Annotated in this window: 16 protein-coding genes; 10 read left to right on the top strand and 6 right to left on the bottom strand. The window is 58.5% G+C overall.

Translation table 11 applies throughout. The features are described from left to right. Positions 1-37 precede the first annotated feature (37 nt). Genes tsaD through OO25_RS06435 form a run of 5 tightly spaced genes read left to right on the top strand, consistent with a single transcriptional unit; the run spans position 38 to position 3,230 of the window. A complete protein-coding gene (gene tsaD, locus OO25_RS06455; protein ID WP_040179036.1) occupies positions 38-1,135 on the top strand; it encodes a tRNA (adenosine(37)-N6)-threonylcarbamoyltransferase complex transferase subunit TsaD in 1,098 nt (365 codons plus the stop codon). After that, positions 1,132-2,094, top strand: coding sequence for an NAD(P)H-dependent glycerol-3-phosphate dehydrogenase (locus OO25_RS06450; protein ID WP_040179034.1), 963 nt, complete (start codon positions 1,132-1,134; stop codon positions 2,092-2,094). Before tsaD ends, OO25_RS06450 begins: the two co-directional genes overlap by 4 nt. Before the next feature lies 1 nt (position 2,095). Next, the gene (locus OO25_RS06445) at positions 2,096-2,368 is read left to right on the top strand and encodes a YciI family protein (RefSeq protein ID WP_040179032.1); all 273 of its coding nucleotides are present in this window, start codon (positions 2,096-2,098) and stop codon (positions 2,366-2,368) included. After that, positions 2,368-2,790: an EVE domain-containing protein gene (locus OO25_RS06440; RefSeq protein WP_040179030.1), complete on the top strand. Its 423-nt coding sequence runs from the start codon at positions 2,368-2,370 to the stop codon at positions 2,788-2,790. Before OO25_RS06445 ends, OO25_RS06440 begins: the two co-directional genes overlap by 1 nt. A gap of 44 nt (positions 2,791-2,834) precedes the next feature. Beyond that, on the top strand, positions 2,835-3,230 hold the full coding sequence (locus OO25_RS06435) for a DUF1761 domain-containing protein (RefSeq protein WP_040179028.1): 396 nt from the start codon (positions 2,835-2,837) through the stop codon (positions 3,228-3,230). Positions 3,231-3,581: 351 nt separating this feature from the next. Here OO25_RS06435 and OO25_RS06430 read toward each other — a convergent pair whose 3' ends face one another. The 4 genes from OO25_RS06430 to OO25_RS06415 all read right to left on the bottom strand — a co-directional run bounded on the left by OO25_RS06430 (position 3,582) and on the right by OO25_RS06415 (position 6,937). After that, positions 3,582-3,923: a DUF2853 family protein gene (locus tag OO25_RS06430; RefSeq protein ID WP_040179025.1), complete on the bottom strand. Its 342-nt coding sequence runs from the start codon at positions 3,921-3,923 to the stop codon at positions 3,582-3,584. A gap of 249 nt (positions 3,924-4,172) precedes the next feature. Beyond that, positions 4,173-4,832, bottom strand: a complete 660-nt coding sequence (locus OO25_RS06425; RefSeq protein ID WP_040179023.1) for a PRC-barrel domain-containing protein — start codon at positions 4,830-4,832, stop codon at positions 4,173-4,175. 254 nt (positions 4,833-5,086) lie between these two features. Further along, on the bottom strand, positions 5,087-6,478 hold the full coding sequence (gene ahcY, locus OO25_RS06420) for an adenosylhomocysteinase (RefSeq protein ID WP_040179021.1): 1,392 nt from the start codon (positions 6,476-6,478) through the stop codon (positions 5,087-5,089). 144 nt (positions 6,479-6,622) lie between these two features. Then, positions 6,623-6,937, bottom strand: coding sequence for a hypothetical protein (locus tag OO25_RS06415; protein ID WP_040175077.1), 315 nt, complete (start codon positions 6,935-6,937; stop codon positions 6,623-6,625). A 272-nt stretch (positions 6,938-7,209) separates the two neighbouring features. On the opposite strand from OO25_RS06415, the gene OO25_RS06410 reads away from it, so the two are divergent. Further along, on the top strand, positions 7,210-7,806 hold the full coding sequence (locus tag OO25_RS06410) for an HD family hydrolase (RefSeq protein WP_040175079.1): 597 nt from the start codon (positions 7,210-7,212) through the stop codon (positions 7,804-7,806). 42 nt (positions 7,807-7,848) lie between these two features. On the opposite strand, the gene OO25_RS06405 is transcribed toward OO25_RS06410, so the two are convergent. Beyond that, positions 7,849-8,403 (bottom strand): ActR/PrrA/RegA family redox response regulator transcription factor, encoded by a 555-nt coding sequence (locus OO25_RS06405; protein WP_040175081.1) that lies wholly within the window; start codon positions 8,401-8,403, stop codon positions 7,849-7,851. Positions 8,404-8,484: 81 nt separating this feature from the next. Beyond that, positions 8,485-9,105 carry an SCO family protein gene (locus OO25_RS06400; RefSeq protein ID WP_040179020.1) on the bottom strand — a complete coding sequence of 207 codons (621 nt, stop codon included), beginning with the start codon at positions 9,103-9,105 and terminating at the stop codon, positions 8,485-8,487. 388 nt (positions 9,106-9,493) lie between these two features. Between OO25_RS06400 and regB the strand changes: the two genes are divergently transcribed. The 4 genes from regB to OO25_RS06380 all read left to right on the top strand — a co-directional run bounded on the left by regB (position 9,494) and on the right by OO25_RS06380 (position 14,109). Then, positions 9,494-10,891: a sensor histidine kinase RegB gene (regB, locus tag OO25_RS06395; protein ID WP_040175308.1), complete on the top strand. Its 1,398-nt coding sequence runs from the start codon at positions 9,494-9,496 to the stop codon at positions 10,889-10,891. A 92-nt stretch (positions 10,892-10,983) separates the two neighbouring features. Further along, positions 10,984-12,534, top strand: a complete 1,551-nt coding sequence (locus tag OO25_RS06390; protein WP_040175086.1) for a PAS-domain containing protein — start codon at positions 10,984-10,986, stop codon at positions 12,532-12,534. Between the two features lie 100 nt (positions 12,535-12,634). Beyond that, a complete protein-coding gene (gene tsaE / locus OO25_RS06385) occupies positions 12,635-13,114 on the top strand; it encodes a tRNA (adenosine(37)-N6)-threonylcarbamoyltransferase complex ATPase subunit type 1 TsaE (protein ID WP_040179018.1) in 480 nt (159 codons plus the stop codon). Further along, complete coding sequence (locus OO25_RS06380) at positions 13,111-14,109, top strand: aminoglycoside phosphotransferase family protein (RefSeq protein ID WP_040179017.1); 999 nt, start codon at positions 13,111-13,113, stop codon at positions 14,107-14,109. Before tsaE ends, OO25_RS06380 begins: the two co-directional genes overlap by 4 nt. Positions 14,110-14,116 lie beyond the last annotated feature (7 nt).

The following is a 14,116-nucleotide window of genomic DNA, read 5'->3' as shown; positions in this document are numbered from 1 at the left end:
GGTAGCCCCGGCAGAGACAGGATGCAACGGTAACACCATGAAACAAAGCCTCACCCTTCTGGGATTGGAAAGCAGCTGCGACGATACGGCGGCTGCCGTGGTGCGCCAGTCCGGGCAAGGCCCGGCGGAGGTACTCTCCTCCGTCGTGTTTGGCCAAACCGAGCTCCACAGCGCCTTCGGCGGTGTGGTGCCAGAAATCGCGGCCCGCGCCCATGCGGAGAAGCTCGACCACTGCGTCCGCGATGCGCTGACCGCTGCCGACCTTCGCTTGCAAGATATGGATGCCATCGCCGTCACCGCAGGTCCGGGACTGATTGGTGGCGTGATTTCCGGTGTGATGTGCGCCAAGGGGCTGGCGGCCGCAACCGGGCTACCGCTGGTTGGCGTCAACCATCTGGCCGGCCATGCGCTCACACCCCGACTGACGGATGCGGTCCCCTATCCCTATCTGATGCTGCTGGTCTCAGGTGGGCATTGTCAGTACCTGATCGTGCGAGGGCCGGATGAGTTCAAACGACTGGGCGGGACAATCGACGATGCGCCCGGCGAGGCCTTTGACAAGACTGCCCGCCTGCTCGGCCTGCCGCAACCCGGCGGCCCCTCGGTGCAGAAGGAAGCCGAAAGCGGGGATCCCCGCCGTTTCCGCTTTCCTCGTCCGCTATTGGACCGTCCCGATTGCAACCTCTCATTCTCCGGCCTGAAAACCGCACTGATGCGCATGCGGGATCAGGTGATGGCTGAGAAGGGCGGTTTGACACGACAGGACCGCGCCGATCTCTGTGCCGGTTTCCAGGCTGCTGTCGCTGACGTCCTGGCGGAGAAAACGCGCCGCGCAATCCGACACTATCTTGAAGAAGCCCCGGCGACCCGCACCGTCGCCGTCGCGGGTGGCGTCGCAGCGAATACCGCTATTCGCGCCGTGTTAGAGACTGTTTGCACCGAGGGTGACGCGCGTTTCGTCGCCCCGCCTCTGGCGCTTTGCACGGACAATGCGGCGATGATCGCCTACGCCGGGCTTGAACGGTTCCGCAATGGCGCGCAGGACGGCATGGACTTGACTGCCCGACCCCGCTGGCCACTGGATCAGAGCAGCCCCGCCATGTTGGGCAGCGGCAAAAAAGGCGCAAAGGCATGAGTGTTTCGGTGCTTGGGTCCGGCGCATTCGGCACGGCGCTGGCAATTTCACTCGCCGGTAATGGCCCGGTTACCCTATGGGCGCGGGACGCTGATCAGGCGCGCGATATGCAGGCGACCCGGCGCAACACCCGGCGCCTGCCCGGCGCCGATCTGCCCGAAACACTGACGGTGACCAGTGATCTGGAGCGCGCTACGCAGGCTGATACCATATTGCTCGCCGTGCCGATGCAGACCCTACGGAGTTTTGTCAGCACCCATGCTGATCTGCTGCGCAACCGGGCTCTTGTGGCCTGCTGCAAGGGGATTGAACTCAAGACCGGTCAGGGTCCGTTGGTGGTTCTCCACGGCTGCCTTCCGGCGGCTCGAACCGCCTTGTTGACCGGCCCCAGTTTCGCCGCCGATATCGCAAAAGGCCTGCCAACGGCGCTGACGCTGGCCTGTCGTGACCCGGAAACAGGGGCGCAGTTGCAACAGCAGCTGACCACGAAGAACCTTCGGCTCTACCGCACTACGGACACCAGCGGCGCCGAAATTGGCGGCGCGCTGAAAAACGTGATGGCGATTGCCTGCGGTGCCGTCATCGGCGCTGGACTTGGCGACAGCGCCCGCGCCGCACTGATGACCCGCGGCTATGCGGAGATGCAGCGCATGGCACTGGCGTCCGGTGCGCAGGCCGATACGCTGGCAGGTCTTTCCGGGTTTGGCGATCTCACTCTGACCTGCAGCTCAGAGCAGTCGCGGAACTATCGTCTTGGGCTGGCGATTGGACGGAACGAAACGTTTGACCCCAATATCACGGTTGAAGGCGCCGCTACGGCGCGTGCCGTCCACGCCGAAGCCCAGGCGCGAAATCTGGACATGCCCATCACCGCCATTGTCGTGGCTCTGCTCGATCAGCGCTTGACGATTGCCGACGCCACCGCTCAACTGCTTGCAAGACCATTGAAAGAGGAATGACATGCTGATTGCCCTGATCGCGCGCGATAAACCCGATCATTTGCAGACCCGGATGGACAACCGGGCGGCGCATCTCGCGTATATTGAGGAAACCGGTGTTGTGGCGCAGGCCGGTCCCTTGCTGGACCAGGATGGTGGTATGGTTGGCTCGCTGATCATCCTTGATGTCGAAGACATGGCCGTCGGTCAGGCCTGGGCCGACAACGACCCCTACGCCAAGGCAGGTCTGTTTGAGGCGGTTGAGCTGATCACCTGGAAGAAAGTCGTCGGCTGATGGCGTATTGGCTGTTCAAATCCGAGCCCTCCACCTGGAGCTGGGCTGACCAGCAAGCCAAGGGCGAGACGGGTGAGGAATGGGACGGCGTGCGCAACTATCAGGCGCGCAATTTCATGCGTGAGATGAAGCTCGGCGATCGCGGATTTTTCTATCATTCGATGAAGGAAAAATCCGTGGTCGGGATTGTTGAAGTCTGCGCTGAGATCCATCCAGACAGCACCACAGATGATCCCCGCTGGGAATGCGTTGATATCAAAGCGGTGCGCAGCTTTGCTGTGCCAGTGACGCTCGATCAGATTAAGGGTGACCCTGATCTGGAGAATATGGTTCTGGTGAAGAACTCCCGGCTGTCAGTACAGCCTGTCACCGCAGAGGAATGGGCCCATATCTGCGCGTTAGGGAAGACAGACCCTGATTGATCTGACAAAATTCTCTTGCTGATGCTGGTTTCAGGGAGAGCTCAATGGAAATTCTGAATGTTATCGCCGCGGCTATTGCTGGCTTTGTTCTAGGCGCAGTCTGGTATGGCCTGCTTGCTGAACCCTGGATGCAGGCGGCGAAAGTGCCGCGTGATGAGGCTGGCAAACCTACGGGCGGGCAGACACCAGCGGTGTTCGCCGCGACGTTTGGTCTGCAGATTGTCGTGGCCGGTATGATGCGCCATGTCTTTGCGCTCTCGGGTATCGATACGGTTGGCGGCGGGCTGGTCAGCGGGCTGGGCATCGGATTGTTTTTCATTACGCCGTGGATCATGATCAACAACCTCTACGCCATTCGACCATTGCGTTTATTGATGATCGACGGTGGTTATGCGACGCTTGCCTGTGGCGCCATCGGTCTGGTCCTGACGCTATTCTAAGATGCGTGGCCAGCAGCCGTGCAATAAAAAAGGGAAGATCCGAGCATATGCCAGGATCTTCCCTTTCACCCCACGTGCTCCAATTCCACCACACGTGTTCGTAAATCTGTGATCCTGGCCATCCTGACCGGTCCTTAGACGATAGTCCGGTCAGCGGTGATTCCGCAAAGGCAATACAGGTAAAATGCAACACATGTACAACCTGAGACTGTCTTCTTGGCGTTGCAGCGTCCCGCGAAGCCCACTGGATCATAGACGTGCCTCCAGTGTTTCAGAGGCAAGATGGCAACGACAAAAAAGCCCGCCGGATCCGTCCGACGGGCCTTTTCGGTCGATCGTTCGGCTGATTGGTCAGCCGTAGACGGATTCTTTTCCGAAGTGTTTGGTCAGCATATAATAGACAACGGCACGATATTTGTTCCGCTCTGATTTACCGTAGGTTTCGATCACGCTGTCAATCGCAGACATCAGCTCGGGGCCATCAGACAGACCCAGTTTTTTGATCAGGAAGTTGTTTTTGACGGTTTCCAATTCCGCCGACTGACTGGAGGCCACTGTCGATGCATCAGCATCGTAAATAGCCGGACCACAGCCGATGGTGACCTTTGTGAGCAGATCCATGTCTGGATCCATGCCACATTTTGTTTTCAGATCATTTGCATATTGCTCGATCAGATCGTCGCGTTTTCCCAAAGCTCTCTCTCCCATGTTACTCGCGGAACTATTGTTATCGCCAGGCGCAGCGCCTGATCGGTTCTTATTCCAGCAGCTTAGCCGCAGATCGGAACAGGGCAACTGGGAATTTCTGCGACCACCTCTCATTTCTGCGAACACGCCCTGGATTACCCGCTACCAAATGAAAAAAGGCGCCCCTACAAGAGGGGCGCCAGTTGCTTCAGTCGGCACCGTAGTCAGGTGCCGGATCAAAAGATCAGAGCGTCATTAGACGCTGTTACCGATCAGGCGATCATCCTGCAGCGGTTTGATCATGTCTTCGTCGATCTCCGGCATGGAACGCAGCGCCGCTTCGGTGCGGGTGCTCAGCTTCAGCTGACCATTGCGGGTGAAATCCATATCGGACAGCGGCACGGCGACAGTATATTCGTTCATACCAAGAAAGCCGCCAACACCGATGACACCTGCGATTTTGCCATCCTGCTCAATCACATAATCGATTTCACCGACGTCCTTGCCAGTGGCGGAAAACACGTTTTTCCCAACCAGATCAGCGACGGTCATCTCATCCAGGGGCGGCAGTGGTTCACCCGCCGCGTCCGAGCTGTCGTATTCGCCGCGTGGGATGGTGGTGGAAGCGTCAGAACTTGCATTGACGTTTACATCGCCATCCGCAGGCATTTCGTCGTTCACGGTCTCCACGCCGCTGTCGATTTTATATTCACCACGCGGAATGGTCGTACCCTCGGTGGTGTCAAGCGACGCGCCGCTGGTGGTGTCTTGACCGCCAACAGTCTCGATCTCGGTGTCCGACTTGCTTTCACCGCGCGGGACGGAAGTGCCCGCCTGTGCGATCCCTGCGCCCGCCATCAATGCAGCAGCAGTAACACCAGCCAGAATACGGGTTTTGGTTTTCAGTTCGGTCATGTCGTTTTCTCCTTCGCTTGAAGTACGCCAACCAAACGTCACCAACCTTGCAGACGTTCCAAGATTTCCGTGGAATTTCGCCCCTAAATTTTTGGAACTTCTGCGTGCAGGATTGCGTTGCGCGTCCGCGGCGCGCGCTAGATCGATCCAGCCAAAAGGCAATTAAAATACAGTCACATAACCGAAAACACCCCGCCGATGGCGGGGTGTTGCTTTGGTCACTCACCTGCGCAGTTGCACAGGGTGACGGATGATCAATACCGGTAGTGCTCAGGCTTGAACGGGCCTTCCGGTGTGACGCCGATATAGGCGGCTTGTTCAGGCGCCAGTTTCGACAGTTTTACACCGATCCGCTCCAGATGCAGGCGGGCGACTTTCTCGTCCAGATGCTTGGGCAGAATATAGACATCGTTTTTGTAGGTCTCACCACGGGTCCACAGCTCAATCTGGGCCAGAACCTGGTTGGTGAAAGAGGCCGACATCACAAACGACGGATGCCCGGTTGCGTTGCCAAGGTTCAACAGGCGACCTTCGGAGAGCAGGATCAGACGGTTGCCCGAGGGCATCTCGATCATGTCGACCTGCTCTTTAATGTTCGTCCACTTGTGGTTCTTCAGATTGGCAACTTGGATCTCATTGTCGAAATGGCCAATGTTGCCAACAATCGCCATATCCTTCATCTCGCGCATATGCTCGATCCGGATGACGTCTTTGTTGCCAGTCGTGGTGATAAAGATATCGGCGCTGTCGACAACATCCTCCAGCAGCACCACCTCAAAACCATCCATGGCCGCTTGCAGGGCACAGATCGGGTCGACTTCGGTAACCTTAACCCGGGCGCCAGCACCACGCAGCGACGCGGCGGAGCCTTTGCCCACATCGCCATAACCGCAGACCACTGCTACCTTGCCAGCCATCATCGTATCCGTGGCGCGGCGGATCCCGTCGACCAGCGATTCCTTACAGCCGTATTTGTTATCAAACTTCGATTTGGTGACCGAATCGTTCACGTTGATCGCCGGGAAGGGCAGTTGCCCCTCTTTCACCAGCTCATACAGGCGGTGGACACCAGTTGTGGTTTCCTCAGAAACGCCCTTGATCGCGTCGCGGGTCTTGGTGAACCAGCCCGGGCTTTCAGCCATGCGCTTCTTGATCTGGTTAAAGATCGCCTCTTCCTCTTCCGAGGTGGGGATTTCGATCAGATCCGTTTCACCCGCCTCAACGCGCGCACCCAGCAGCACATAGAGGGTGGCATCACCACCATCGTCCAGAATAAGGTTGGCACCTTCGGGGAACTGGAATGAGCGATCCAGATAATCCCAATGCTCAACAAGGGTCTGACCCTTGATCGCAAACACAGGCGTGCCACCAGCGGCGATGGCCGCTGCGGCGTGATCCTGTGTCGAGAAGATGTTGCAGGAGGCCCAGCGCACATCGGCGCCCAGCGCCACCAGCGTTTCGATCAGAACTGCGGTCTGAATGGTCATGTGAAGCGACCCGACGATCCGGGACCCTTTCAGCGGCTTGCTATCGCCGTATTCGTCGCGCAGGGCCATCAGCCCCGGCATTTCTGTCTCAGCGATATCGAGTTCCTTGCGGCCAAACTCGGCCAGCGCGATGTCCTTGACGATATAATCCCCGGGCATTGCCTGCTCCATTCCGGTTACAATTTGTCTACCGCAGCAGGTAACACCGCAATGGTTTATAAGCAACGAAGATGCCCAACAGCGCCGGGGCGCGGTGACCAGCGGTCATGCGCCCCGGCCTTCCCAACGGTCCGGGGGGACAGGTCAGCTGGGTGTGCCTTGTGGTTCGGGGTCGTCCGTCACTTGGAAAAACCCGGTACCAGAGGCCACGACACAGCTGAGCCCGTTGGGATGGGAAACCAGCACAGTAAATGTACCGGTTGTCGCGGAAGCCCAGAACTCAATCACGGTGGACACAGGCTGGCTGGATTGCAGCCCGCCTGCGGTCAGCCGCTCCGCGTATGAGGATTGCAGGCGATCCACAATATGATCGCGCGGGCTACACCCTGCCGCCAGCGCAGGTGGCGCGGTTGCAAGCATTCCAAAGACAAGCGAGGTACAGGCAAGACGTTTAAACATGGCAGTCTCCTTTCGTGTGCGTCTCAGCGACGAAAGAGGCCTGCCAAGGGAGCAAGAGCCCCTGTCGTATCTATAAATATGGGGTCTTGGCATGGTGTTATCAAATGCCAAGCGGTCAACTGTTTGTGGCGATCCGCGTGATCAGGCAGGGGCAATCAGCCATATTCTCTGCAAAACCGCATCGATGATCAGCGCCCACTGCACCACAAGCAATTGCACGACGATCCTCCACCAGCTAGTCAGAAAGCAGCGTCAACAAGAAGGCACAGACCATGCCCCCCACACCTCCGCGCGCCTGGCAACGGATGCTCTCCGGACGTCGGCTGGACCTGCTCGACCCGACGCCGGTTGATGTCGAGATTGAGGATATCGCCCACGGTCTGGCCTTTGTGGCGCGCTGGAATGGTCAGACCATCGGTGATTTTGCCTATTCCGTCGCAGAGCATTCGCTGTTGGTCGAGACGATCTATGGTCGCCTCAATCCCAAGGCTCCTGTGCGCTGGCACTTGGCCGCGCTGCTGCATGATGCCCCGGAATATGTCATCGGCGACATGATCTCACCCGTGAAAAACGCGGTCGGCCCCAGCTATGGCGAACTCGATCAGCGGCTGACGGCTGCGATTCACATCCGCTTTGGCCTGCCTGCGGCCCTCCCCAAAACAATTAAGGCGCAGATCAAAAAGGCAGACCGGATCAGTGCCTGGATGGAAGCGGTGGAGATTGCCGGTTTTTCCCGCCGCGAGGCAGACCGGCTGTTTGGAAAGCCGGATCAAACACTGCTGGACGGTCTCTCCATCCGCCTACGGCCGCCGGTTGAAGTGCGTAGGGACTACGTGACCCGTCACGCCAAGCTCTTGGCGCAGCTCTGATCTCGAGAAAAAAGCCTCTCCAAGTTAGGAGAGGCTGAGGCCCTATTTGGGGCTGCGTTTTGCAAGGATCCGCTGCAACGTGCGCCGGTGCATATTGAGGCGCCGAGCGGTCTCGGAAACGTTGCGGTCACAAAGCTCATAGATCCGCTGAATATGCTCCCAACGCACGCGATCCGCGCTCATCGGGTTTTCCGGCGGGGGTGGCAGCTCTTCCTCATTGGCGAGCAGCGCATTCATAATGTCCGACGCATCCGCAGGCTTTGACAGGTAGTCAGTTGCACCAATTTTCACAGCAGCCACGGCGGTCGCAATCGCACCGTAGCCGGTCAGTACAACCACACGACTGTCAGGACGGCGTTCCCGCAGGATCTCAACCACATCCAATCCGTTGCCATCCTCAAGCCTGAGATCCACCACCGCAAAGGCGGGTGGACGCGCTGTGGCAATCGCACTGCCTGCCGCAACAGAGCCAGCGGTTTCAACCTCAAATCCCCGTTTTTCCATGGCTTTGGCCAGACGCCGCAGAAAGGGCTCGTCGTCATCGACCAGCAAGAGTGTCTTGTCTGGTCCTATCTCCTGCATAGCAGCTTCGCCCATACTGTCGGTCCCCCGCAATGTCGTCAGGTCGTGAGGCTTGATATTACGTCTCACCCCGGAAACGTCAAACCTTCATCCAGGTTACAGATTTTCCAGGAAGCAACCGACCTTATCAGCGATCTGCTCCGGGGTCTCATCGCGGCGGAAGAATTCGACAAACCCCTGCTCTGGCAAGACCAGATAGGAAAAGGTCGAATGATCAACAAGATAGTAGTCTTCATCACCATCCTGCTTCTTGTAATAGGTCTTGTAAGCACGGCTGGCGGCCTTGACCTGCTCATGCGATCCGGTGAGGCCAATCATACGCTCATGCAGATTGGCGGCGAAGTCGCCGACCACTTCAGGCGTATCGCGATCCGGGTCGATGGAGATGAACACCGGCGTCACATCCTTCCCGCGTTCATCCAGCAGATCGATGGCCTCCGCATTGCGTGCAACATCCAGCGGGCAGACATCAGGGCAGAAGGTATAGCCGAAGTAGACCAGTGACGGCTTGGCGATCACATCTTTCTCTGTCACGGTTTCACCCTTGGCGTTCACCAATTCAAACGGACCGCCAATGGTATCCGAGCCGCCAGCGATCTGACTGGCGCGGCATTGCGCGAAGTCATCGCCCGCGCCGCCACCTCGTGTGGCAAACCAGGCGCCGCCCACCAGGGCGGCAACAACAACGGCAGCAAGGATAGCGTAGAGACGGGTCATGAGATCACACTTTGCGCAAGGAATAGGTTTGTCGACAGGCTGCGCCAGACCTACCAAGAATTTCAGGCGATGCAACGGGCGGAGCGATGCAACCGCCGCGCATCAACCAGACCGGGTCATGGCGATCCTGCGCGGGGTCGGACCTATCGCAGGCCACCCCCCAATGACCAGACGGACAAAACAGCGCAGCCGAGGTTGGTCCACAGGTTTTCACGCCAAAGAAAGGCCCGTAAATCTACTGGTCAATTGTCTGTGAGCGCCAGGAGTGCGAGACTGCCGCAACGGTTCTGCTTCGTCATTTTCGGTTTCACCTTGCTAGGGACTGGCCTGTATGCAAGCAGATTCCAACAAGACCACCAATGCCCCCCTTTTCGCCATGGAGTGCGAGATGAGCGCGACAAATATCGATCTGCTGAGCGGTCAGGAACGCAGCCACTGGATCCGCCTACGCACCTTGATCCTGCTGCGCTGGGTGGCGATTGTTGGTCAGGTTTCAGCGATTACCGTGGCCCAGCAGCTGTATAATCTGCAGCTGGAACTGGTGCTGTGCTATATCGCTATCGGTGTGTCCGTGCTCGGCAACCTGATCGCAATTATCCTGTTTCCGCAGAACAAACGCCTGTCGGAGTTCGAGAACTTTCTGATGGTTCTGTTTGATCTCTTACAGCTGAACTTCCTGCTGTATCTGACCGGCGGGCTGAACAATCCCTTCGCGCTTCTGGTATTGGGTCCTGTGACCATCTCAGCCTCGATGATGCGGCTCCGCTCTACGCTGATCATCGGGGCAACCGCGATCATTCTGGTGACACTGCTGGCAGAATTTCATCTGCCATTGCGCACACCGCAAGGTTTTGTGCTGCGGGTGCCGGACATCTTCGTCTTCGGCAACTGGACAGCCATTGTGATCGCGGTACTGTTTATTGGCGCCTACTCCTATCGTATCAGCGCCGAGATCCGGTCGATGTCTGATGCGCTGGCCGCAACCCAGATGGCCCTGTCCCGCGAACAGAAGCTGACCGATCTTGGCGGTGTGGTGGCTGCCGCGGCGCATGAGTTGGGCACGCCACTGGCCACGATCAAACTGGCCAGTGCTGAGCTGATAGATGAACTGGATGACCGGCCTGATCTGCGCGAAGATGCGGCGTTGATCCGCGAACAGGCAGACCGCTGCCGTGACATCCTGCGGGGCATGGGCCGCAGCGGCAAGGACGACCTGCATCTGCGCCAGGCCCCTCTTTCCACCGTGATCAACGAGGCGGCTGAGCCCCATATGTACCGGGGCAAGACTATCCAGTTCAAAGAGGCCCCCGAAAGCGATGGCGATCTTCAGCACCCGACTATTCTGCGCCAGCCGGAGATCATTCACGGGCTGCGCAATCTGGTTCAGAACGCCGTGGACTTCGCCCGCTCAACCGTTTGGATCGATGCCAGCTGGAATGATGAGACCATCACACTGCGCATCAGCGATGACGGGCGGGGATACCCGTCACATCTGTTGGGCCGAATTGGCGACCCCTTCGTGCGCCGCCGTCGCAGCGACAGCGACCGACGCCAGCGACCGGAGTATGAGGGCATGGGTCTGGGACTCTTTATTGCCAAAACTCTGCTTGAGCGCAGTGGCGCTCAGCTGACGTTTGCAAACGGCTCAGATCCAAATCAAACGCTGACCCGTGATCCGGCGCGGCGCGGAGCTTTGGTACAGGTCAGCTGGCCTCGCAGCAAAATTGACGCTCTGACGGGCGAAAATGCCGTTCCCATCGGGGAAAATAAACGTATAGAAATTTAACTATTCACTTTTAGGCAACCAATTAAACTTCATTTAACCATTATCAGGAAACATCGGGGGCAAGAGCGAAACACTTGTGGGTAACGGACATCATGCAGCAGATCCTATCGACCGACTGGCTTGTATTGGCGACGCTTTGTGCGGCAACGGCAGCGACCGCTGTCTGGTGGTTGTCTCCCAACCCCAAACCCAAGGGGTTTGAGCAGGACCTGCTGCAGGGGGATGGACGGTCCGACGCCGTGTTTCTCTTTGATGATACGACGCTGATCGGCTGGTCCTCTGGCGCGCGCCGTTTCATTGGAGAACAGGCCGAAACCTTCAGCTGGGCGAACCTGCGCGAACAACTGGCCCGCAGTTATCCCGGCTTGCCGCAATCCCCCGGCTTCCTGAAGGATGTCGGCCCGCTTGTGCTCTCTGGCACAGCCAACGCCGAAAGCCGCGAAGCGCTTTGCGAATGGATCGACGGTGTGACCCGCGTGCAGCTGCGCAGCACCACATCCGAAGAACATAATCACAGCATCGACCAGGAGCTGACCACCCTGCGCTCCGCCGTGCATCAGGCGCCCTATCCGGTTTGGTTGCAGTCCGATGACGGTGCCGTCACCTGGTCCAACCTCGCCTATGATGATCTCAGCCAGAAGATCCGCGGTCGCAATGTCGATTTCTCCGAACCTTTGTTCACTGATCTCGATGACCCGATGGCCAGCGGCAAGCCTGAGCGGATCTCAATTCCGCTGCCCGAGAGCAAGAAAAAACTCTGGTACAATATCTCGACCACCGAAACCGAGTCTGGCTGGCTCTGTCATGCGGTCGATGTAAACGCGGTTGTTGACGCCGAGATCGCCCAGCGCAACTTTGTGCAGACATTGGCAAAAACCTTTGCCCAGCTGTCCATTGGCCTTGCGATCTTTGACCGCAATCGCCAGCTGGTTCTGTTCAACCCCGTGCTGATCGACCTGACTGCCCTGCCCGCCAACTTTCTCAGCTCACGTCCGAATCTGCTGACCTTCTTTGATCGGCTGCGCGATCAGCGCATGATGCCGGAACCGAAAAACTATTCCAGCTGGCGTCACCAGATGGCTGATCTGCTGGAAGCAGCGGCTGAGGGGCGCTACCAGGAAACATGGTCGCTGCCATCCGGATCGGTCTATTCCGTCTCCGGTCGCCCGCACCCTGATGGGGCCATCGCCTTCCTGTTTGAGGATATCACCGCCGAGATCACCCTGACCCGGCAGTTCCGCTCGGAGCTGGAAATGGGTCAGTCGATCATGGATCAGATGGACGAAGCCATCGCGGTTTTTGCCAATGACGGCACCATGACCTTCTCCAACGCCGCCTATCATGATCTCTGGCAGATGGATCCCGACGGCAGCTTCGCCAAGATCACCATCATGGATTCTAGCCGTGTCTGGCAGGACATGTGTGCTGCAACGCCTGCCTGGGGCGAGATCCGGGATTTTGTTGCCGGCAGCGAGAACCGCACAGCCTGGTGGGCTGATGTACAGCTGCGCAGTGGCACGCCTCTGGTCTGCAAGGTCAGCGCCATCCAGAATGGCGCCACCATGGTCAGCTTCCGCTCGCCGGAACCAGCCCCCGCTCCGGTTGATCAACAGCGGTTTGCGATTACAAAACAGGGCAAATAGAGCAGCCCTCATCGTCTGAAATCAAAGAGATTGCCCGGTTCGATGCCGGGCTTTTTCGATCCAGCTTGCAGCGCCGCGCGCAGGGCGGCATTGTCGCGCCATGACAATCCAGAAGACCCACGTAATCCCCCTGCCCTCGCCCGAAGCGACTGCTGATCTGGCCACCCGTTTGGGCGCAGAACTGAGCAATGGCGACTGTCTGCTTCTGTCGGGTATCATCGGCGCCGGCAAAACGCATTTTGCCCGCAGCCTGATCCAGTCGCAGATGACGGTGCCTGAGGATGTGCCCTCACCGACATTCACCCTTGTTCAGACCTATGATCTGCCAACTGGCGAATTGTGGCATGCTGATCTCTATCGCCTGTCGTCGCTGGATGAGATTGAGGAACTTGGCCTGATCTCCGCCTTTGAGACCGCCATATGTCTGATCGAATGGCCGGATCGGCTGGCCGAACTGACGCCAGCTGCCGCTTTGCATATATCGCTGGCCTTGGATCCGGACGAAAACGACGCCCGTACCGCTACGCTGCGCTGGAGTGATGCGCGTTGGGAGCCCCTGATGAAGCAGATTGCCACATGACCGACCGAGAAAACCTCATTGCCACCTTCCTCACCGATACCCCATGGCACAGCTGGACCCGCGTGCCGCTCGCTGGGGACGCCTCCAACCGGCGCTATGAGCGGCTTCGCGATGCAAATGGCGCCACCGTGGTGTTGATGGACGCACCGCCGGATCAGGGAGAGGACGTCGCCCCATTTGTTGCGATTGCGACCTACCTGCGGGAGCAGGGTCTGAGTGCGCCGGAAATTCTGGCCGAGGATCATGACAATGGCCTCCTGATCATCGAAGATCTGGGAGACGCGTTGTTTGCGCGCGTGATGCGCGACACCCCTGCGCAGGAGCGTCCGCTATATGAGGCGGCAACGGATGTGCTGGTCGCGTTACATGAGGCCCCGATGCCAGAACTGGAACCGCTCGGACCACGGTTGATGGCGGAACTCTCCAGCCTCGCCTTTGCCAAATACCGCGATGTGATACGTGAGGAGGCCTCACCGGAACATGCCGCCCGGTTCACTGATCAGTTCGAGGATATTTTACGCCGCACGATCAAAGGCGACGTGGTGCTGGTTCAGCGCGATTACCACGCCGAAAATCTGATCTGGTTGCCGGAGCGCAGCGGCGTTGCACAGGTCGGTCTGCTGGATTTTCAGGCCGCGCGCGCCGGTCATCGCGCCTACGATCTTGTGTCACTGCTACAGGACGCCCGCCGCGATGTCCCTGCGGTGATCGAAATGCAGATGATGGAACGGTATATCGCTGCAACCGGTGTTGATGAGGGCAGCTTTCGCGCCGCCTATACCGTTCTGGGCGTGCAGCGCAACATGCGTATCTTGGGCGTTTTTGCCCGCCTCGGGCGTGACTATGGCAAACCGCATTACGTTGATCTGATCCCCCGCGTCTGGGACCATTTTCACCGCGGGTTGGATCACCCGGCGATGGCCCCACTGGCGGAATTCCTGCATCAGGAAATGCCTGCGCCCACCCCCGATGTTCTGGACCGGTTGCGCGGCTGATGGCAGA

The sequence above is a fragment of the Phaeobacter sp. S60 genome, assembly GCF_000826845.1.
Taxonomy (GTDB): domain Bacteria; phylum Pseudomonadota; class Alphaproteobacteria; order Rhodobacterales; family Rhodobacteraceae; genus Phaeobacter; species Phaeobacter piscinae.
Note: the sequence above shows the minus strand (reverse complement) of the source record. Positions and strands in the feature narration are given on the sequence as shown.